The following is a 23,674-nucleotide window of genomic DNA, read 5'->3' on the forward strand; positions in this document are numbered from 1 at the left end:
CCGACACAGGACTAATCCGCGTCTCCCACCGGGCCGGCGTCCACGCCTTCTGTCGGGTCCGCATCGACGCCTTCCGCGACGGCGATCACATCGCGCACCAACTGTGCGAGACCGTCGGCGCCGAGTTGGGGCAGCATCCCCGGTACGAGCCCGTTCAAAACCACCGACACGAGTGCTTCTGCGGTGAGCGCACCGCCGGTCGTGGTGGCCATGGTGTCCAGACGCTGTGCGAACTCGCCGAGTGTGACCTCGCGCTCACCGTGCCGGAAGGCGACGGTGTCCGGGGCCACGGCGGCCGCTGCCGCCACGAGTGCCGGCAGATCGGCGACGGTGCGTGCCTTCTTCGGCCGGGCCGCCCGCGCCCGCTCGGCATCCGTGCGGATGTCGATCGAACGGAGGACGACCTGCGGGTCGGCGCTGACGGCCTCGAGGATCCGGACGAAGCGATCGCCGAAGGTCTCGACCGTCGCGGCGTCGAACAGTGCCGTGGCGTAGGTGAAGGTCACATCGAGTGCGGTCAGTGCTCCCGACTCGGAGAACCGTTCGACCACCGTGCACTGGAGGTCGAACTTCGCCTGGTCGGCTCCCGTCTCGAGCGCGGTCACCTCGAGCCCCGGCAGGGCGAAGGTGCCGGTGTCGATGTTCTGGAAGGTGAGCATCGCCTGGAACAGCGGGGTGTACGCGCTGTTGCGTCGCACCCCGAGACGTTCGACGACCCGCTCGAACGGCACATCGGCGTTGCCGAACGCCGCGAGATCCTTCTCCTTGGCCTGAGCGAGCAGCTCCGCGAAGGTCGCCGAGCCGGCCACCCGGGTGCGGAGCACGAGGGTGTTGACGAACATGCCGACGAGGTCGTCGAGCGCTTCCTCACCACGACCGGCGGTCGGCGTGCCCACCGCGATGTCCTCGCTGCCCGACAGGCGGGCGAGCAGCACCGCGAAGGCGGCGTGCACCGTCATGAAGACCGTCGCGTTGTGCTCGCGGGCGGTCTTCTCGATCCGCTGCGCGAGTTCCTCACCGATCGTGAAAGTGAACGACTCACCGACGGTCGACTGGCGGGCAGGGCGCGGACGATCCGTGGGCAGGGCGAGAACCTCCGGGACACCGGAGAGTTCGTCGGCCCAGTAGTCGAGCTGACGCGACAGCTCGCTCTCGGGATCGTCCTCGGAACCGAGAACGCTCTGCTGCCACAGCGTGTAGTCGGCGTACTGGACCTCGAGCGGTGCCCAGCCCGGGGTCTCCCCTGCGGCATGCGCGAGATAGGCGGTCATGACGTCGCGCACGAGCGGGCGCATCGAGTACCCGTCGGCACTGATGTGGTGCGCGACGACCGCGAGGACGTGTTCGTCGGCGGCGAGACGCAACAACGCGACCCGCACCGGCGGGACCGATGCCGTCACGTCGAATCCGCTGCCGAGGATCTCGGTGAGACGCTCCACGAGTTCGTCGGCGGTCACGTCCACCGGGGCGAGGTCGGGCACGGCCTGCGCGACCGGCAGCACGACCTGCACCGGACCGTCACCGCTGTCCGGGTAGACGGTGCGCAGCACCTCGTGTCGTGCGAACAGGTCGGCGACCGCGGCGCGCAGGGCGTCCACGTCGAGCGCACCGGTCAGGCGCACGGCGACGGGGATGTTGTAGACACCCGATTCGGGATCGACCCGGTTCAGGGTCCACATGCGCTGCTGTGCGAGCGACAGCGGCACCTGCTCGGGACGCGGGACGGTCGTGAGCGCCGGACGGGCACCCTCGCCCACCGACGGCCGGAGGCGGGCGGCGAGCGCGACCACCGTGGACGACTCGAAGACGGTCCGGACCGGCACGCGGGTGTCGAGTGCGGCACCGAGCCGGGCGGCGAGCTGCGTCGCGAGCAGCGAGTTGCCGCCGAGTTCGAAGAAGTCGTCGTCGAGGCCGGCCCGCTCGACGCCGAGCAGTTCGGCGACGGTCGCGGCCACGATCTCCTCGACGGGATCGGTCGGGGCGCGGAACTGCCCCGCATCGAGTTCGGGGTCGGGCAGGGCCCGCCGGTCGAGCTTGCCGTTGGTGTTCAGCGGCAGCGCGTCGAGTTCGACGAAGGCCGACGGCACCATGTACGACGGCAGTCGCTCCGCGAGCGCCGTCCGTGTCGCACCGGCATCGAACGAGTCGGCGGCCGGCACGACGTACGCGACGAGCCGGTCGCCGAGGTGGGCGGTGTTGCGCACCAGGACGGCGACGTCCTTCACGTCCGGCAGCTCGCGCAGGACGGTCTCGACCTCGCCGAGTTCGATGCGGTAACCGCGCACCTTGACCTGGAAGTCGGCGCGGTCGAGGTATTCGAGGCGACCGGCACGGTTCCACCGGACGATGTCGCCCGTGCGGTACATGCGTCCGCGCCCGTACGGGTCGGCGACGAACCGGTCCGCGGTGAGGTCGGGACGGTCGTGATAGCCCCGCGCGAGCTGGGCACCCGCGAGGTACAGCTCGCCGGCGACACCCGGCGCCACCGGCCGCAGCCGGTCGTCGAGGACGTAGACGGCGGTGTTCCACTCGGGCACACCGATCGGGACGACGGTCCGGTCGGCGTCGTCGACCTCGTGGACGGTCACCGAGACCGCGGCCTCGGTCGGTCCGTAGAGGTTGTACAGCGTCGCGGTGTCGTCCGCGCGGAACTGCTGGGCCACCGCCGCTGGCAGTGCCTCACCGATCGCGAGGATCCGCCGCAGCGACGGCGCAACCGGACCGGCCGCGACCGTCATCAGCATCGACAGCATGGACGGAACGGTGTGCAGCGTGGTGACCTGCTCGTCGCGCAACAACGCGAGCAGATAGTCGGGATCGCGGTGTCCGTCGGCGGTGGCGATCACCAGGCGGGCGCCGGAGGTGAGCGCCGACCAGAACTCCCACACCGACAGGTCGAACGTCGCGACGGTCTTGAGCAGCACCGCGTCGTCGGCCCCGATACCGAAATACTCACGCTTCCACAGCAATTGGTTGACGATCGCGGCGTGGGAGACCGCGACGCCCTTGGGGCGCCCGGTCGAACCCGACGTGAAGATCACGTACGCCGTGTTGCCCGGCCGCAGCGGAGCCGACCGGTCGTCGTCGGTGATCGGATCGTCGGAGAGCCCGGCGAGGTCGAGGCCGTCGAGTTCGACGACCGGCGCCGTGCCGTGCTCGACCCGGTTGCCGCGCGTCGTCACGATCGCGACGGGAGCGGCCGTGTCGAGGATGTAGGTGTTGCGTTCGGCGGGCTGGTCCGGGTCGACCGGCACGTAGGCAGCGCCGGTCTTCGCGATCGCGTACATGCCCACGAGCAGCTCGGGTGAACGACGGATCGCGAGCGCGACCCGATCCTCCGGCCCCACACCGAGACCGAGCAGGTGCCGGGCGAGACGGTTGACGGACGAGTCGAACTCGCCGTAGGTCCACCGCCGGCCCTCGTACACGAGCGCGACGTCGTCGCGGTGTGCGGCGACCTGCTCGTCGAACAGACCGACGAGGGTCGCGCCGGGGTCGGTTCCGTGCGCGGTGTCGTTCCACGCGCCGAGCACCGTGTCGCGCTCCTGCGGAAGGAGCAGGGCGTGATCACCGACGGGCAGTGCCGGTGCCGCGACGAGCGCTTCGAGCAGCTGCTCGAAACGGGCCGCGACGGCCTCCGCGGTCTCGCGGTCGAACAGATCCGTCGCGTAGGTGAGGATCGCATCGATGCCCTGCGGTGCGCCGTCGTCTCCGTAGCTGTCGGCGACGATCAGGTGCATGTCGAACTGGGCGGTGCCACCCTCGAGATCGATCGGTTCGATGTCGAGCCCGGGCAGGGCGAGTTCGGAGCGGTTCTGGTTCTGGAACGAGAAGCCGACCTGGAACAGCGGATGCCGGGCCGTCGAACGGGCCGGATTCAGGACCTCGACGAGACGCTCGAACGGCACGTCCGCGTGCGCGAAGGCCTGCAGATCTGTTTCCCGTGCTGCGGACAGCAGTTCGTCGAAGGACGCACCGCCGTCCACCTCCAGCCGGAGCACCAGCGTGTTGACGAACATGCCGATGATGTCCTCGGTGGCCTGCTCGGTGCGACCCGCGATGGGGGTGCCCACCGCGATGTCCGTCGAGCCGGACAGACGCGCGAGCAGCGTCGCGAAAGCCGCGTGCACGGCCATGAACACGGTCGCGTTCCGGTTGCGTGCCAGATCCCGCAGCTCGCGGTGCAGATCGGCACCGATGGTGAACTCCACTCGGTCGCCGCGGAAGCTCTGCTGCGCCGGCCGCGGACGGTCGAGCGGCAGGTCGAGCTGGTCGGGCAGGTCGGCGAGCGCGGTGCGCCAGTAGCCGAGCTGCTCGGCGGCGGTGGATTCCGGATCGTCCTCGGAGCCGAGGACCTCCCGCTGCCACAACGCGAAGTCGGCGTACTGCACCTCGAGCGGCGCCCACGCCGGATCACTGTTCGCGGAACGGGCGGCGTAGGCCGTCATGACGTCGCGGACCAGCGGCACCATCGACGAACCGTCGGCGCTGATGTGGTGGACCACGGTGACGAGGACGTGATCGTCGTCGGCCACGCGGAGCAGATGCATCCGCACCGGCACATCGACGGTCACGTCGAACCCGGCTGCGGCGATCTCCCGCATCCGCGGCTCGAGATCGGCGGCGGTGACGTCCACCGGTTCGAGTTCGGGCCGGACCTGCGAGGCCGGCAGGATGCGCTGCACCGGACCGGATTCGGTCTCGGGGTAGACGGTGCGCAGGGACTCGTGCCGTGCGACGAGATCGGCGACCGCGGCACGCAACGCGTCGACGTCCAGTGCGCCCGTCATCCGCAACGCGAACGGGATGTTGTAGGCCGTCGAGTCGGGATCGAACCGGTTGAGGAACCACATCCGCTGCTGTGCGGGAGACAGCGGGATCGACTCCGGCCGTGTCCGCGCCGTGAGCGGCACCCGAGCACCGCGACCGGACTCCTGCTCGACCCGTGTCGCGAGTTCGGCGACGGTGGACGCCTCGAACAACGCCCGCACCGGCACCTGCGCATCGAGCGCGGCACCGAGCCGGGAAACGACCTGCGTCGCGATCAGCGAGTTGCCACCGAGTGCGAAGAAATCGTCGTCGGCGCCGATGCGGTCGACACCGAGCACGTCGGCGAACACGCCCGCCACGATCTCCTCGATCGGGGTGCTCGGCGCGCGGAAACCACGCGTCTCGAACACCGGCTCGGGCAACGCCCGACGGTCGAGCTTGCCGTTGACCGTCAGGGGGATCGCGTCGATCACCACGAACGCCGAGGGCACCATGTACTCCGGCAGGACCACGGCGACACCGCTGCGCAGCGCTTCGGTGTCGATCGACATGCCCTCGTGCGCAACCACATAGGCGACGATCCGGGCTGCTCCCGGGGTGTCCTCGCGCACGATGACCGCCGCGTGGGCAACCTCGTCCTGCGCGAGCACCGCGGCCTCGACCTCACCGAGCTCGATGCGGAAACCGCGGATCTTCACCTGGTCGTCGGCGCGTCCGAGATATTCGAGATCACCCGAGACGACCCAGCGTGCGACGTCGCCCGTCCGGTACAGCAGCGCACCGTCGGACGAGAACGGATCGGCGACGAAACGCGCCGCCGACAACTCGGGCCGACGCAGGTAACCACGCGCCAACTGGCCGCCGCCGACGTACATCTCGCCGGCCACACCCACCGGTACCGGCTTGAGCCGCCGATCGAGCACGTACACCCGCAGACCCGCGATCGGGACACCGACCACGCTCGCGGACGCGCCCTGCGCCAGGTCGGCACCGATCTCCCGGTACGACACGTGCACGGTCGTCTCCGTGATGCCGTACATGTTCACCAGGCGCGGAGCTGTGCCGATCCCCCGTCGCTGCGCTCGCCCCGCATCCCCGTGACGTTCGAACCACCCGGCCAGACGCCGCGGCTCGAGTGCCTCACCACCGAAGATCACGTACCGCAGCGACAGGTGTGCCTCGTCGACCGCGACCCGGTCGGCCTCGACCAGTTGGTAGAACGCCGACGGGGTCTGGTTCAGCACGGTGACCCGCTCGCGGATCAGCAACTCGCGGAATGCTTCCGGTGAACGCGACGTGAAGTAGTCGACCACCACCAGGGTCCCGCCGTAGAGCAGCGGTCCCCACAGCTCCCACACCGAGAAGTCGAAAGCGTAGCTGTGGAACATCGTCCACACGTCCGACGAGTCGAAGCCGTACACCGATTCGGTGTTGACCATCAGCCGCACCACATTGCGATGCGGGATCAACACACCCTTCGGGCGTCCCGTCGAGCCCGACGTGTAGATCACGTACGCGAGGTTCGTCGACGTCAACGGCGCACGGCGCTCCGCGTCGAGGATCGGTGCGTCGTCGACCTCCGACAGATCCAGACGATCGATCTCGACGACCGGCACCGAGTCCGGGAACGCCACCTCGACGTCCGAGGTGGTCACCACCGCGACCGGTGTCGCGTCCGAGACCAGGAACTCGATCCGATCGGACGGCGAGTTCGGGTCGATCGGCAGATACCCGGCACCGGCCTCGAGCACCGCCAGCAACGCCACGATCAGATCGAGCGAACGCGGCATCGCCACCGCGACCAGATCCTCCGGACCGGCACCGACATCGATGAGATGACGCGCCAGGCGATGCACCCGCGCACCGAGATCACGGTAGGACAACTGCTCGTCGCCGAACCGCACCGCAACCGCGTCGCCGCGTTCGGCGACACGCGCCTCGAACATGTCGACGAGTGTGGTGCCGGCCGGTGCGACGTCGTCGCCCAGCGAGTTCCAGCGCGAGACCACCAGTTCGCGTTCGAAGTCGTCGACGATCTCGATGTCGCCGACCACGGCGGCCGGATTCTCGGCCACCCCGCGCAGGATGCGCAGCAGCTGCTCCGCGAATGCCGCGACCCGCAGGTCGTCGAACAGGTCGGTGGCGTAGGTGACGGCGAAGTCCATGCCGGCCGCCGAACCGTCCTCGCCGACGGTCTCGGCGAAGGTGAACTGCAGGTCGAACTTGGCGGTGGGCGCCTCGTAGTCGACCGCGGCGGCGGTGATGCCGTCGAGGTCGAACTCGACCCGGCCCGTGTTCTGGAAGGTCAGGGCCACCTGGAACAGCGGGTGACGCGCCTGCGAACGCTGCGGGTCGAGGATCTCCACGAGCCGTTCGAAGGGGACGTCGGCGTTCGCGAAGGCGTCGAGGTCGGTGTCGCGCACCTCGGCGAGGAGGTCCTGGAAGCGGATGTCGTTGCGCACGCCGACACGCAGCACGAGGGTGTTGACGAACATACCGACGAGGTCGTCGAGGGCGGCTGCGCCGCGACCCGCGATCGGGGTGCCGATCGCGATGTCCTCACTGTCGGACAGTCGCGCGAGCAGTACCGCCAGCGCCGCGTGCACGACCATGAACAGGGACGTGTTCCGCTCCCGGGCAAGACTTTCCAGTGTCGAATGCAGCTCGGGTTCGACGCGGAACCGGCTGGTGCGTCCGGTGTTCGACGCGACCTCGGGGCGAGCGCGATCCGACGGCAGGTCGAGCTGGTCGGGAAGGTCCGCCAGTTGCGCGGTCCAGTACTCCACCTGGCGGGAGAGCACCGAACGCGGATCGTCCTCGGAGCCGAGGACGTCGCGCTGCCACAACGCGTAGTCGGCGTACTGCACCTCGAGCGGCGCCCAGTTCGGGACGTCGCCGCGCGAACGGTTCGCGTAGGCGACCATGATGTCGCGCGCGAGCGGCCGCAGCGAGAAGCCGTCGGACGCGATGTGGTGGACCACGAGGAACAGCACGTGCTCGCGCACGCCGAGCGAGAACAACACGACCCGCAGCGGTACCTCGCTCGTGACGTCGAAACCGGCCGAGGTGAGCTGCTCCGCACGCTCGAACAGGCTGTTCTCGTCGACCCGTTCGACGGGCAGCTCGACCTCGTAGGGCGGCTGCACCGACTGGTGGCCGACGCCGTCGATGTCCGGGTAGACGGTCCGCAGCGACTCGTGCCGCTCGACGACGTCGCCGAGCGCGGTGCGCAGGGCCTCGACGTCGAGGTCCCCGGTGAGGCGGACTCCGACGGGGATGTTGTTCGCCGCGGAGGCCGGATCGAAGCGGTTGAGGAACCACATGCGCTGCTGCGCGGGCGACAGCGGGATCCGCTCCGGACGCTCGCGTCGTTCGAGCGCGGGTCGAGAGCCGGCTCCCCCGAACTGTTCGACGCGGATCGCGAGGGCCTCGACGGTGGGGGCGTCGAACAGGGCACGGACGGGGACGGTCGTGTCGAGGGCGTCGCCGAGACGCGCGACCACCTGCGTCGCGACGAGCGAGTTCCCGCCGAGCGCGAAGAAGTCGTCGGTGCGGCCGACGCGCGGGACACCGAGCACCTGCGCGAAGACACCCGCGACGATCTCCTCGACCGGCGTGCGCGGCGGCATGAACTCCTGCACCTCGAAGGTCGGTGCGGGCAGTGCCCGACGGTCGACCTTGCCGCTCGTGTTGAGCGGCAGCGAGTCGAGCACGACGATCGCCGCGGGCACCATGTACGACGGCAGCCGCGAGAGCAGCGCGGTCTTCACGTCCGCCGGGTCGATGTCGGCACCGGCGATCGGCACGACGTACGAGACGAGTTGCGGTCCGGAGCGGGGATCCTCGCGCACCACCGTCACGGCACGACCGATCGCGGGCTGCGCGGTGAGCGCGGTGTCGATCTCGCCGAGCTCGATCCGCAGACCGCGCAGCTTGACCTGCTGGTCGGTGCGGCCGATGTAGTCGAGTTCGAGGCGGTCGCCACCGGCGGTGCGCACCCACCGCACGAGGTCGCCGGTGCGGTACAGGCGGCCACCGGAGGTGGAGAACGGGTCGGCGACGAAGCGTTCCGCGGTCAGGTCGGGGCGACCGTGGTAGGCGCGGGCGAGTTGTGCGCCGGACAGGTACAGCTCTCCGGCGACTCCCACCGGGACGGGCCGCAGGCGCGCGTCGAGGACGCGGGCGGCGGTGTTCCACACCGGCGAGCCGATCGGCACGGCGGGGTGGTCGTCGGGTTCGGCGGTGCGGTGCAACGTCTGGATGGTGGTCTCGGTGGGACCGTAGAGGTTGTGCACCGGTGCTGCGCCGAGCTTGCGGAAGCGGGCGGTGCTCTCGCCGGAGAGGCTCTCGCCGCCGCAGAAGACGTGGGTGAGCGAGGCCGCGGCCTCCTCCCCGAGGTGCTCGAGCACCGCGTCGAAGACGGTCGGCACGAACTGGACGACGGTGATGCCGGCCCGGGCGATCTCGGCGGCCATCCCGGCGGGCTCGCGGTGCAGGCCCGGCGACGCGACGACCGTGCGTGCGCCGGCGTGCAGCGGCAGGAAGAGCTCCCAGACCGATGCGTCGAAGGTGACGGGGGTCTTGAGCAGCACCCGGTCGTCGGCGGTGAGGGCGAATTCGTCCTGCATCCACGACAACTGGTTGACCACCGCGCCGTGCGGCACGGCGACGCCCTTGGGGCGGCCGGTGGAGCCGGAGGTGTACAGGACGTATGCGAGGTGTTCGGCCCGCAGCGGGCGGGTCCGTTCGTCGTCGCGGACGGGCGAGCCGTCGCGGCCGGCGAGGTCGACGGCGTCGATCTCGACGGTCGGGATGTCCCCGAAACCGGTCCGTCCCCGGAGCTCGTCCCAGGATGCGACCAGAACCAGTGACGGAGCGGAGGATTCGAGGACGTACGCGATACGGTCGGCGGGCTGTTCGAGGTCGAGCGGCACATAGGCGCCGCCGGCGGCGATCACCGCGTGCACGGCGACGAGCATGTCGACGGACCGGCCGATCGCCACGCCCACCCGGGTCTCCGGGCCGACGCCGAGCTCGACGAGATGACGTGCGAACGCGTTGACGCGCTCCCCGAACTCGCGGTAGGTCGACGGCGTTCCGACCGCGTCGGTGCCGGGTACGACGGCGAGGGCGTCGGGAGTACGCGCGACCTGCGCGTCGAGCAGTCCCGGCAGCGTCGCGGTCGCGCCGAGATCGGCACGGGCACCGTGCGCGGCGGCGTCGACGGCGTCGCGTTCGCCGGCGGTGAGCAGCGGCAGTTCGTCGATCCCGGTACCAGGGGTCTCCGTCGCGGCGGCGAGGAGACGAACGAACCGCTCACCGAGGACGTCGATCGTCTCGGCGTCGAACAGGTCGGTCGCGTAGGACAGTTCGACGACCCAACCGTCGGACGACGATGCGCCCTCGGTGTCGGCATCGAGGACCGTCACCACGAGGTCGAACTTGGACAGTCCGTTGTCGAGGGGCACGTTCGTCACCGACAGTTCCGGCAGCTGCAGCGACACCTGTCCGAGATTCTGGAAGGCCAGCATCACCTGGAACAGAGGGTTGTGCGCCTGGGTGCGGACCGGGGCGAGGACGTCGACGAGACGCTCGAACGGGATCTCGGCGTGGGCGAACGCGCCGAGGTCGACCTCGCGGACGTGGGCAAGCAGCTCGTCGAAGGTGGCGGTGACGTCCACCCGGGTCCGCAGGACGAGGGTGTTGACGAACATGCCGATCAGGTCGTCGAGGGAGCGTTCGCCGCGACCGGCGATCGGCGTGCCGATCGCGATGTCGTCGGAAGCGCTCAGACGCGCGAGCAGCGTCGCGAGGACCGCGTGCACGACCATGAACTCGGTCGTGCGCCGCTGCTGCGCGAGACGCTCGACCGCGGCGCGCAGTTCGGGGTCGATCGTCAGCCGGGTGACGGCACCGCGGTACGACGCGACCGCCGGACGCGGCCGGTCCGTGGGCAGGCCGAGGCTCTCCGGCAGGTCGGCGAGGGTGTCGGTCCAGTAGCCGATCTGACGGGCCAGCACCGACTGCGGGTCGTCCTCCGCTCCGAGCACCTCGCGCTGCCAGAGGGTGAAGTCGGCGTACTGGATCTCGAGCGGGGTCCAGGCCGGAGCCTCGCCCTGCGCCCGGGCCGCGTAGGCGATCATGATGTCGCGGGTCAGTGGCACCATCGAGAACCCGTCGGCGGCGATGTGGTGCAGGACCGCGACGAGCACGTGCGAATCGGGTCCGGTCTCGAACAGACGCACCACCATCGGCACGTCGCGCACGACGTCGAAGGTGGTCGCCGCGAGTGCCCGCAGTTCGGCGGGCAGACGGTCGGCGTCGATCCGAGTGACGGTCAGCTCGACCGGCACCTCCGAGACCGGGAGCACCTTCTGGTAGCCGTAACCGTCGACGTCCGGGTAGACGGTGCGGAGCGATTCGTGCCGTACGACGACGTCGCGGAGCGCGGTCTCGAGAGCGGCGACGTCGAGCGCACCGGACAGGTGCACGGCCACCGGGATGTTGTTGACCGCGGACTCCGGGTCGAAGCGGTTGAGGAACCACATCCGCTGCTGCGCGAGCGACAGCGGAACCCGCTCGGGCCGCGGTCCGGCGACGAGCGGTGTGCGGGCCGCACCCGACGAGTCGGCCTCGACGGCGGCGGCGAGCGCCTCGACGGTGGACGCCTCGAAGATCGCGCGCAATGCCACTCGGCCACCGAGGGATTCGCCGATACGGGAGACGGCCTGCGTCGCGATCAGCGAGTTGCCGCCGAGCGCGAAGAAGTCGTCGTCGAGACCGACGCGGTCGAGTCCGAGGACGTCGGCGAAGACCGACGCGACGATCTGTTCGACCGGGGTCGTCGGGGCACGGAACTCCTTGACCTCGAAGACGGGGGCCGGCAGGGCCCTGCGGTCGAGCTTGCCCGACGATCCGAGCGGGAACTCGTCGAGCACGACGTAGATCGACGGCACCATGTAGGCCGGCAGGGAGCCGGCGAGACGACGCGAGACGGAGGCGGTGTCGAGCGACCGGCCGTCGGCGGCGACGAGATAGGCGACGAGGTGCTCACCGGAGTGGGCGTCCGAGCGCACGAGCACGACGGCCCGGTCGACGTCGTCGAGCGCGAGCAGGGCCGCCTCGATCTCGCCGAGTTCGATGCGCAGACCACGGAGTTTGACCTGGAAGTCGGTGCGGCCGATGTATTCGAGTTCGGCGCCTGCCGTACGTACGTCGGAGGTCTCCCGAGCGACCCACCGCACGAGATCGCCCGTGCGGTAGAGCCTCTCCCCCGCCCCGTACGGCGAAGCGACGAAGCGTTCCGCCGTCAGGTCCGGCCGCGCCACATAACCGCGCGCCAGCTGGACACCCGACAGGTAGAGCTCACCCGCGACACCGACCGGCACGGGATGCAGTCGGCCGTCGAGGACGTGGACGCCGGTGTTCCAGACCGGGACGCCGATGGGCACCGACACCTCGTCGGCCGCGGTGACCTCGTGGTAGGTCACGTCGACGGCCGCCTCGGTGGGGCCGTACAGGTTGTGCAGGCGAGCGCCCGGCAGGATCGACCGCAGACGTGCGGCGACCGATGCGGGCAGTGCCTCGCCCGACGCGAAGACCATCCGCAACGACGACGCCGATGCCGCGGCGTTCTCGGCGACGAAGACCGCGAGCATGGACGGCACGAAGTGCGCGACCGTGACGCCGCGGTCGGCCATGACCCGGGCGAGATAGGCCGGGTCCCGATGGCCGTCGGGCAGCGCGATCTCGAGTCGCGCACCGATCTGCAGGGGCCAGAAGAACTCCCACACCGACACGTCGAAGGTGAACGGCGTCTTCTGCAACACCACGTCGTCGCGGGTGAGGCCGTACTCGTCCTGCATCCACAGCAGGCGGTTGACGATCGCGCCGTGCGGCACCGCGACACCCTTGGGGCGTCCCGTGGAGCCGGACGTGAAGATGACGTAGGCGGTGTTCGCCGGCGTCAGCGTCTCGATGCGATCTGCGTCGGTGATCGGGCCGGACGGCAGGTCGGACACATCGAGCGTGTCGATCTCGATCGTGCGCGCAGCCGCGGGCGACTCGAAGGCGTCGCGGGTGGTGGTCAGCACCGCGACCGGCGCCGCCGTGTCGAGGATGTAGGCGTTGCGGTCGGCGGGCTGGTCGGGGTCGAGCGGCACGTAGGCACCGCCGGCCTTGACGATCGCGTACATGCCGACGAGGAGGTCGAAGGATCGCCGTACTGCGAGCCCGACGGCCGTCTCCGGTCCGACACCCTGCGAGATCAGGTGGCGGGCAAGGCGGTTGACACGCGCGTCGAAGTCCGCGTAGGTCAGCTGCTCACCCTCGAAGGCCACGGCCACGGCGTCGGGATCCGTCGCCACGCGGGCGTCGAACAGGTCGACGAGGGTGGCCGGTTCCAGCTCGTGCGCGGTGTCGTTCCACGATTCGAGGACCGCGAGACGCTCGTCGGCGTCGAGCAGGTCGATGTCGCCGACGACGACCTCGGGTTCGCGCACCACGGCCTCGAGGATGCGGACGAAGCGATCGGCGAATCCGCGTACGGTCGCGTGATCGAACAGGTCGGTCGCGTAGGTGAACGCCGCTCCGAGACCGTTCGGCGTGCCGTCCTCCGCGAAGTCCTCGGTGAGGGTGAGCTGCAGGTCGAACCTGGCGACCGCCGTGTCGATGTCGAGCACGTCCAGGGTCAGGCCACGCAGTTCGACGTGCGCGGCGCGCAGGTTCTCGAACGAGAGCATCACCTGGAACAGCGGGTGCCGGGCGGTGGAGCGGGCCGGGTTGAGCACCTCGACGAGCCGCTCGAACGGCACGTCGGCGTGACCGAAGGCACCGAGCGCCGCGTCGCGCGCCCGTGCGAGATGCGTGGTGAACGGCGTGCCCGAATCGACATCCGTGCGCAGCACGAGGGTGTTGACGAACATGCCGATCAGGTCGTCGAGCGCCTGCTCGCCGCGACCCGCGACCGGGGTGCCGATCGCGATGTCGTCCTGACCGGACATCCGCGCGAGCAACACGCTCAGGGCCGCGTGCACCACCATGAACAGCGACGCGTTCCGGGTGCGCGCCAGCGCCACGAGCTCGCGGTGCAGTTCCGGATCGATTGAGAAATCCACGGTGGCACCGGAGTACGACTGCACGGCCGGCCGCGGACGGTCGGCGGGCAGATCGAGCTGATCGGGCACACCGGCGAGGGTGCGACGCCAGTAGTCGAGCTGCCGAGAGATCAGCGACTGCGGATCGTCCTCGGAGCCGAGGACATCGCGCTGCCACAACGTGTAGTCGGCGTACTGCACCGGAAGGGGCGCCCATGAAGGGGCCTCCCATTCGGTGCGGGCGGTGTAGGCGACCATGATGTCGCGCGCCATCGGACCCGTGGACCAGCCGTCGGCCGAAATGTGGCTTACGACCAACGCCAGGACATGCTCGTTGTCCCCGAGCTCGAACAACTCGGCCCGCATGGGTACATCCGACGTTACATCCAACCCCGTCGAGGCCAGACGACGAACCGCCCACGGCAACTCGTTGTGAGCGATACGCGTGGGAGTGAGATCCGGGACGACTTCCGCCGCAGCCCGAATCACCTGATGTGGGCCGTCCGAGGAGTCGGGGTAGACGGTGCGCAAGGATTCGTGTCGATCGATCACATCCATGATCGAAACCTGCAGAGCCGCAACATCCAGCTGGCCGGTGAGCCTCAAGGCCATCGGCAGGTTGTAGGTGGCCGATTGCGAATCGAACTGGTTGAGGAACCACATCCGCTGCTGCGCCAGAGACAGCGGGATCGACTCCGGCCGTGTCCGCGCCGTGAGCGGCACCCGAGCACCGCGACCGGATTCCTGCTCGACCCTTACTGCAAGCGAGGCGACGGTGGACGCCTCGAACAACGCCCGCACCGGCACCTGCGCATCGAGCGCGGCACCGAGCCGGGAAACGACCTGCGTCGCGATCAGCGAGTTGCCACCGAGTGCGAAGAAATCGTCGTCGGCGCCGATGCGGTCGACACCGAGCACGTCGGCGAACACGCCCGCCACGATCTCCTCGATCGGAGTGCTCGGCGCGCGGAAACCACGCGTCTCGAACACCGGCTCGGGCAACGCCCGACGGTCGAGCTTGCCGTTGACCGTCAGCGGGATCGCGTCGATCACCACGAACGCCGAGGGCACCATGTACTCCGGCAGGACCACGGCGACACCGCTGCGCAGCGCTTCGGTGTCGATCGACATACCCTCGTGCGCAACCACATAGGCGACGATTCGGGCTGCTCCCGGGGTGTCCTCGCGCACGATGACCGCCGCGTGGGCAACCTCGTCCTGCGCGAGCACCGCAGCCTCGACCTCACCGAGCTCGATGCGGAAACCGCGGATCTTCACCTGGTCGTCGGCGCGTCCGAGATATTCGAGATCACCCGAGACGACCCAGCGTGCGACGTCGCCCGTCCGGTACAGCAGCGCACCGTCGGACGAGAACGGATCGGCGACGAAACGCGCCGCCGACAACTCGGGCCGACGCAGGTAACCACGCGCCAACTGGCCGCCGCCGACGTACATCTCGCCGGCCACACCCACCGGTACCGGCTTGAGCCGCCGATCGAGCACGTACACCCGCAGACCCGCGATCGGGACACCGACCACGCTCGCGGACGCGCCCTGCGCCAGGTCGGCACCGATCTCCCGGTACGACACGTGCACGGTCGTCTCCGTGATGCCGTACATGTTCACCAAACGCGGAGAGGTGTCACCATGACGTTCGAACCACCCGGCCAGACGCCGCGGCTCGAGCGCCTCACCACCGAAGATCACGTACCGCAGCGACAGCTGCGCCTCGTCGACCGCGACCCGGTCGGCCTCGACCAGTTGGTAGAACGCCGACGGAGTCTGATTGAGCACGGTGACCCGCTCACGGATCAGCAACTCGCGGAAGGCTTCCGGTGAACGCGACGTGAAGTAGTCGACCACCACCAGGGTCCCGCCGTAGAGCAGCGGTCCCCACAGCTCCCACACCGAGAAGTCGAAAGCGTAGCTGTGGAACATCGTCCACACGTCCGACGAGTCGAAGCCGTACACCGATTCGGTGTTGACCATCAGCCGCACCACATTGCGATGCGGGATCAACACACCCTTCGGGCGTCCCGTCGAGCCCGACGTGTAGATCACGTACGCCAGATTCGTCGACGTCAACGGCGCACGGCGCTCCGCGTCGAGGATCGGTGCGTCATCGACCTCCGACAGATCCAGACGATCGATCTCGACGACCGGCACCGAACCCGGGAACGCCACCTCGACGTCCGAGGTGGTCACCACCGCGACCGGCGTCGCGTCCGAGACCAGGAACTCGATCCGATCGGACGGCGAGTTCGGGTCGATCGGCAGATACCCCGCACCCGCCTCGAGCACCGCCAGCAACGCCACGATCAGATCCAGCGAACGCGGCATCGCCACCGCGACCAGATCCTCCGGACCGGCACCGACATCGATGAGATGACGCGCCAGGCGATGCACCCGCGCACCGAGATCACGGTAGGACAACTGCTCGTCGCCGAACCGCACCGCAACCGAATCACCACGCACCGAGACCTGCCGCTCGAACAGATCCACCAACGTCACACCCGACGGCGCCACATCGTCACCCAACGAATTCCAACGCGAGACAACCAACTCCCGCTCGGAATCGTCGAGAATCTCGACATCACCGACCACGACCGACGTATCGCCCACGACCGTTCGAAGGATGCGCAGCAGCTGCTCCGCGAACCGGGCAACAGTCGCTTCATCGAACAGATCGACTGCGTACTCGAAGGCAGCACGATGGGTGGACCCGGTATTGCCGTCACGAATGTCCGGCACAGTCAATTGCAGGTCGAACTTGGCTGTTCCGATCTCGATCTCGGTTGCAGCGACATCCATGTCACCGAGTCGAGCCGCGGGTATCCCCGGTGTGAGATCCACAGCGAGGACGACCTGGAACAATGGGTGGCGCGCCGCAGAGCGTGTCGGGCTCAGAAGGTCGACCAGGCGTTCGAACGGGAGATGCGCGTGTGCATATGCTGCGCTGTCCACATCCCGGATGTGGTGTAGCAATTCCGCGAAGGTACTGCGATCGTCGACATCCGACCGAAGAACGAGCGTGTTGACGAACATACCGATCAGCTCATCGAGTTGCTCGTCGTCCCGGCCGGAAACCGGAGTCCCGATAGCGATGTCGCGAGTTCCGGACAGACGTCCCAGAAGCACGGCAAAAGCAGCATGCAGGACCATGAACGGCGTCACACCGTGGTCACGTGCCAGCGAACGTATGCCCTGCACCAGGTCGGCTTCGAGATCGAACGACAGGCGCGCACCGCGATTCGTGGGTGCCTCCGGCCGACTCCGATCGAACGGAAGGTCGAGTTGTTCGGGCAGATCGGAAAGAGTCCGCTCCCAGAACTCCAGTTCGCGACTTGCGACCGAGTTCGGGTCGTCTTCCGATCCGAGCAGTTCCCAGTGCCACAGGGTGTAGTCGGCGTACTGCAGAGACAGGTCGGGGAGGCTGGGCTCTGCAGCGCCACTCCTCGCACTGTAGGCAGCCAGGAGGTCTCGTCCGAGGGGCTCGAACGACGCTCCGTCGGCGGCAATGTGGTGGAGCACGATGATCAATACGTGCTCGTCGGGCGCAGTCCTCAGGACCGAGGTGCGGATCGGTACCTCGATCGTGAGGTCGAATCCGCGCGACGCGAGTGATGTCATCTCTGCTTCGAGCGCGGAGGCTGCAACATCCCGTGGCTTCGACTCCAGATCGATCTCGTCCGGAGAAAACACACGCTGCTGCGGGGATCCGTCGACATCGACGAAGAGAGTGCGCAGAATCTCGTGGCGGGAAATCAAGTCGTACAGTGCCGAATGGATCGCGACTTCGTCGAGAGGCCCTCGCATCCGGATTGCGAACGGCAGGTTGTACAGCGCGCTCGCCGGGTCGAATCGATTCAAGAACCACAGTCTTTGCTGTGCGGTCGACAGTGGCAGCACGTCGGGTCGCGGCCGGGCGACGAGCGGGGACCGCGCGCCGGTACCGATCTGCTTGGCGAGCCGCGTCGCGAGACCCACGACGGTGGATGCCTCGAACAGCACCCGCACGGGCACCTGGGTGTCGAGCGCGGCTCCGATGCGGGAGACCACCTGAGTGGCGACGAGGGAGTTGCCGCCGAGTTCGAAGAAGTCGTCGTCGAGACCCACGCGTTCGACGCCGAGGACCTCGCCGAACGCGTCGGCGACGGCACGCTCGGCGGGGGTGCGCGGCTCACGGAAGATGCGGGTGCTGCTGAAGACCGGCTCCGGCAACGCCTTCCGGTCGAGCTTGCCGCTCGTGTTGAGCGGCAGTGCGTCGAGCACCATGAGCGACGCCGGAACCATGTACGACGGCAACGACCGGCCGGCGTGGTCGGCCAGGTCGGAGGTGTCGATCGTGCGGCCGGGAGCCGCGACGACGTACCCGACGAGCTGGTCGCCGGTGGGGGTCGCCACCACGAGCACGACGGCCTGCGAGACGGCGGGGTGCGCGAGCAGTACTGCTTCGATCTCACCGAGCTCGATGCGCTGGCCACGGAACTTGACCTGGAAGTCGGTGCGGCCGATGTATTCGAGCAGACCCGTGCCGTCGGCGGCGGTCTCCCACCGCACCAGGTCGCCGGTGCGGTACATCCGCTCGCCGGGCGCCCCGAAGGGGTCGGCGAGGAAACGGTCGGAGGTCAGGTCGGGACGGTCGAGGTACCCGCGCGCGAGCTGGACACCGGCGAGGTAGAGCTCGCCGGGGCGGCCCACCGGCACCGGACGCAACCTCCGGTCGAGGACGTATGCGCGGCTGTTCCACTGCGGAACGCCGATCGGGACGCTGTGCACGTCGCCGGGAGCGGCCCGGTGGTAGGTGATGGAGACCGCGGCTTCGGTGGGGCCGTAAAGGTTGTGGAGTCCGGCCGAGCACATCCGCGCGAAGTCCGCGGCGGTCTCCGACGGCAGGGCCTCACCGATGACGAAGACGTGCCGCAGCGAATCACACGTTCCGGCAGGCGCATTCGCGACGAATACGGTGAGCATCGACGGCACGAAGTCGGTGATCGTGACGCCGTGCTCGGCGATCCTGTTCGCGACGTAGACCGGGTCGCGGTGCCCGTCGGGCGTCGCGATCACGAGGGTCGCGCCGACACGCAGGGGCATGAAGAAACCCCACAGCGACACGTCGAAGGTCGTCGCGGTCTTCTGCAGGTACACGTCGGAGGACGTCAGACCGTACTGGTCGTTCATCCACTGGATCTGGTTGTCGATCGCCACGTGGCTCACGGCCACGCCCTTCGGCCGGCCCGTCGAACCGGAGGTGAAGATGACGTAGGCGGTCGTGTCCGGCAGGATCGGTCCGCGTCGTTCGGCGTCGGTGAGCGGCGTCGTGTCGAACCGCGAGTGGTCGAATGTGTCGACGTCGATCGTGGGGATGCCCTCGGGCAGCGTCACATCGTCGCGCGCCGTGGTGAGCACCGCCGCCGGGTGGGCGGTCTCGAGGATGTAGGCGGTGCGATCGGCCGGGTGGTCGGGGTCGATCGGCACCCAGGCGCCCCCCGCCTCGACGATCGCGTACATGCCGACGACGAGCTCGAGCGAACGGCGGATGGACAGTCCGACGAGGGACTCGGGGCCGACACCGAGGTCGACCAGTGCCCGGGCGAGGCTGTTCACCCGCGCGGCGAACTCGGCGTAGGTCAGCGATTCGCCCTCGAAGACCAGCGCGGTCGCGTCGGGAGAGGTCGCGACCCGGTCGTGGAACTCCGTGAGCAGGTCGCGGCGCTGCACGGGGTGGTCGGTGCGGTTCCAGTCGCGGACGACCCGGTCGAGTTCGGTGCCGCCCGCGAGCGGGATGTCCCAGACGGGCCGGTCGGAGTCCGAACCGACGAAACGGTCGAAGAACTCGACGAACCGCGCGTGGTCGGAGGCGGCCCGGTCGGGTCCGTAGAGATTCGGGTTCGACTCGAAGTCGATGTGGGTGTTGTCGCCGCTGGTGTAGACGTTGACGCCGAGGTCCTCGATCAGACCGGTCGACAGGATGTTGATCCGTCCCACCATGTCGCCGAGGCGGACCTCGTTGTCGAACAGCATGATGTTGACCCACGGCCCGAAGAAGGTGGCCTGTGCTCCACCCGCGGAGCTCGCGTCGCGGTCGCGGACGATGTCCTCGTGTCGGTAGCGCTGATGTCGCAGCGCGCCCGAGACGGCGGCACCGGACGCCGCGATGAGGTCGTGCACGGTGGTCTCGTCGGTCACGCTCAACCGGAGCGGGACGACGTTCGAGACCATGCTGCCGGAGCGGCGCAACAGGGCGGTGGTGCGGGCCGCGACGGGCAGGCTCAGCACGACGTCGGTCTGCCCGGTCATCTGGGCGACATAGGCCGCGAACGCCGCGATGACGGCGGTCGCCAGACTCGTGTTCTCCCGTTCGGACAGCTGCTCGATGCGGCGTTCGGTCTCGTCCGACAGCGCCGCGCTGTCGATGCGGCTGACCGGCGCGGGCGCCGCGGTGCGGCCGGCGAGGCTCGTGGGCTCCTCGATGCCCTCGATCTGCTGCGCCCAGTACTCGTGGTCGTCGGCGAACCGCTTCGACCCGCGGTACTCCATCTCCACGTCGTAGACCTTGCGCAGATCGGACGCGAGGCTCGGCGACGGTTCGACGCCGTCGACCGCCGCCGTGTAGAGCTCGGCGATGCGGGTCATGAAGGTCGCGGCGGCGAAACCGTCGAGCGCGAGATGGTGGACGCGGTTGTACCAGAAGTAACGACGGTCACCGATGCGCAGGACCGTCGCGGAGATCAGCCGGTCGCGGAGGACGTCGACGGGACGGCTGCGGTCGTCGCGCATCCAGTCGAGGGCGGCCTGACGAGGGTCGGGTTCGTCCCGCAGGTCCTCGTAGCCGACGGAGTCGTCGAGCGTGAGGTCGACGAGCTGGTAGGGCTGGGCGTCGACCTCGATGAACCGGAGGAAACCCGATCCCATCTCGCGGGCGGCGCGGACGCTCGCGGCGTGCAGCAGGTCGAGGTCGAGGTCGCCCTCGAGTTCGACGTACTGAGCGATGTTGGCGGGCACCGTCGGGTCGACGTGCTGGGCGAACCACATTCCCAGCTGTGCCGGCGAGAGCGGAAAGGCCCCGGGCGGCACGACGCCCTGCGAGTTCCCCGCGTCCGATCCGCCGTTACCCAGCGAGTCCAATCCCCAACCTTTCTCTCACCGTCGCGCAATCCCCCATCGGCGGTAGCTTGCGCAGCGCACAACCCTCTCGGTTTATCTGCTGAGCAGGTGAGGATCGTTACGGCGTGGTCGGGCGGTAGAACTCTCCGCAGGACCGGACGCAGCAACGGATCCCCAGCCTGTCGGCCGAGGCGCCCGAAGCAGGTTACCCGCCGGTCATCACCGGAGCCCATGACATACGCATCGGTCCCAATCTACAGGGTGCCCGCCCGGGCGCCGACCGACTGTCACCGAGTGCCGACGGTCACGTCCACGCCACGGCGATGATCACGTTGAGAATGCCCAGACCACCTGCGACGTGGGCGAGGGTCGCGGTCGAGCCGGGATTCTGCTTCTCCTTCTTCAGGCCGATGAACGCCACGACGAGCACGGCGAGGGCGACCAGCAGCTTGATGCCGATCTTCATGTGGTTCACCTCGACGACGTCCTGCGCCTCCCGGAGACCGACCAGGGCCAGACCCGTCACGACCTGCAGGATGGCGCCGTGCAGCATGCCGGCGACGACGCGCGGTTCCTTGATGACCGCGAGCCACGAACCGATGATGCCCGCGAGGCCGATGAAGTGCAGGATGAGGAAGATCTTGATGGCGATGTCCATGGGCGCAATCCGACCATTCCGGGCGTGGGCTGTCCAGTAAGGCGACACTCAGCGAGTGCCTGGGATCACGCCTGGCTGCGGTACCAATCGAGCAGGTCCGGGTCGTCGATCGCGGTGCGGTCCACCGCCCTGGCGGGATCGGCTCCCTGCAGGATCCGTTTGAGGGGAACCTCGAGCTTCTTACCGGTGCGGGTGTGCGGCACCCCGGGCGCGGCGACGATCTCGTCGGGCACGTGCCGGGGCGAGGCGTGCTCGCGCACGGCCGCACGGATCCGTTCCTTCAGGTCGTCGGTGAGCGTGGCTCCGTCGGCGAGGACGACGAACAACGGCATGCGGTACGTGCCGTCGGGTCGTTCGATGCCGAGGACGAGCGACTCGACGATCTCGGGCAGGGTCTCCACGGCCTGGTAGATGTCGGCACTGCCCATCCGCACGCCGTGACGGTTGAGCGTGGAGTCGGACCGGCCGTGCATCTCGAAGGTGCCGCGCTCGGTGATCGTGATCCAGTCGCCGTGCCGCCACACGCCCGGATAGACGGAGAAATAGGAGTCGCGGTAACGACTGCCGTCCGGGTCGTTCCAGAACCGCACCGGCATGGACGGCATGGGAGCGGTCACGACGAGTTCGCCGACCTCTCCGCGCACCGGTCGGCCCGCCTCGTCGAAGGCGTCGACCGCCACACCGAGGCAGGGCACCGAGATCTCCCCCGGCCACACCGGCACCGTGGGGACGGCCCCGACGAATGCCGTGACGACATCGGTCCCGCCGGAGATGGACATCACCTGCACGTGTTCCCCCGCATTGCGCGCCAGCCACGACGACGAGGAGGCGGGCAGCGTCGACCCGGTGACTCCGACGCCGCGGAGGGCCGACAGATCGTGATCGTCCTGCGGGACGACACCGGCCTTGATGCAGGCCAGCACGTATCCGGGGCTCGTCCCGAGCACCGTGACGTTCTCGTCGGCCGCGATCCGCCACAGGCGATCGACCTCGGGATGGGACGGGGCGCCGTCGTAGGTGACGACGGTGCATCCCACGAGCAGTCCCGAGAGCAGGAAGTTCCACATCATCCAGCTCGGGCTGGTGTACCAGAGGAAGCGGTCGCCGGGACGGAGGTCGAGGTGCAGCGATAACGCCTTGAGATGCTCGAGCAGCACACCGCCGTGGCCGTGCACGAGGCCCTTCGGCGGGCCGGTGGTTCCCGAGGAGAAGACCACCCACAGCGGGTGGTCGAAGGCGACGGGCAGGGGTTCGAGGTCGGCGTCGCCGGAGACGGCGTCCTGCCAGTCCAGGACGGCCCCGGTCTGCCCGGTCGTGTCCGACGGCGGCTCGCCGTCCGTATCGACGGACGTCCCGCCGTCCGACACGACGACCGTCAGGGCGAGGCCGGGCATCGCGGCGCGGAGCCGGTTCACCTCGTCGGCGCGGTCGTGCCGCCGTCCTGCGTAGCGGTACCCGGTCGCCGTGACGAGTGCGCGCGGTTCGAGCCGGCCCAGACGGTCGATCGCCGCGGGCACGGCGTAGTCCTGTCCGCAGCCCGCCCAGACGGCGCCGATGCTCGCCGTGGCGAGCAGGGCGACGATCGCTTCGGGGATGTTCGGCAGGTAACCGACGACACGGTCGCCCTCCCCCACCCCGTGCGCTCGGAGGGTCGCGGCGAGCGCGGCCGTGCGACGTTCGAGTTCGGCCCAGCCGATCTCGCGCCGGTGTCCCTCCTCGTCGAGGTGGACGATGGCTGCCTCGTCCGGGGGACGCTCCCGGAAGACGTACTCGGCGAAGTTCAGTCTCGCGCCCGGGAACCACACGGCGCCGGGCATGGCGGCGTCGGCCAGAGCCGGGCCGGGATCGGTGTGGGAGACGACGTCGAAGGCATCCCACACGGCCTGCCAGAAATCACCGGGCTCGTCGACGGACCACTGCCACAACGCCCGGTAGTCGGGCAGGTCGAGTCCGTGTCTCTCCTCGACGAACCGGGTGAACCCGGTGACGTTCGCCTGCTCGATATCGACGTCTGTCGGGGTCCATTGCGGTTCCACCACAGTTC

3 protein-coding genes are annotated in these 23,674 nt (G+C 69.0%); all 3 read right to left on the reverse strand.

Annotated elements, in window-relative coordinates:
* Nucleotides 1-11: 11 nt before the first annotated feature.
* On the reverse strand, nt 12-20,993 hold the full coding sequence (locus U9J23_RS17360; RefSeq protein WP_326599408.1) for a non-ribosomal peptide synthase/polyketide synthase: 20,982 nt from the start codon (nt 20,991-20,993) through the stop codon (nt 12-14).
* Between the two features lie 283 nt (nt 20,994-21,276).
* Nucleotides 21,277-21,630, reverse strand: a complete 354-nt coding sequence (locus U9J23_RS17365) for a hypothetical protein (RefSeq protein WP_016696138.1) — start codon at nt 21,628-21,630, stop codon at nt 21,277-21,279.
* A 65-nt stretch (nt 21,631-21,695) separates the two neighbouring features.
* Nucleotides 21,696-23,666 carry an acetoacetate--CoA ligase gene (locus U9J23_RS17370; RefSeq protein WP_059383258.1) on the reverse strand — a complete coding sequence of 657 codons (1,971 nt, stop codon included), beginning with the start codon at nt 23,664-23,666 and terminating at the stop codon, nt 21,696-21,698.
* Between the last annotated feature and the right edge of the window lie 8 nt (nt 23,667-23,674).

The organism is Rhodococcus sp. PD04 (genome assembly GCF_035918275.1).
GTDB classification, from domain to species: Bacteria; Actinomycetota; Actinomycetes; order Mycobacteriales; family Mycobacteriaceae; genus Rhodococcus; species Rhodococcus rhodochrous.

Excerpts from the sequence above, each read along its gene's own strand:
- U9J23_RS17365 (WP_016696138.1), bottom strand. The coding sequence starts at position 21,630 with ATGGACATCGCCATCAAGATCTTCCTCATCCTGCACTTCATCGGCCTC.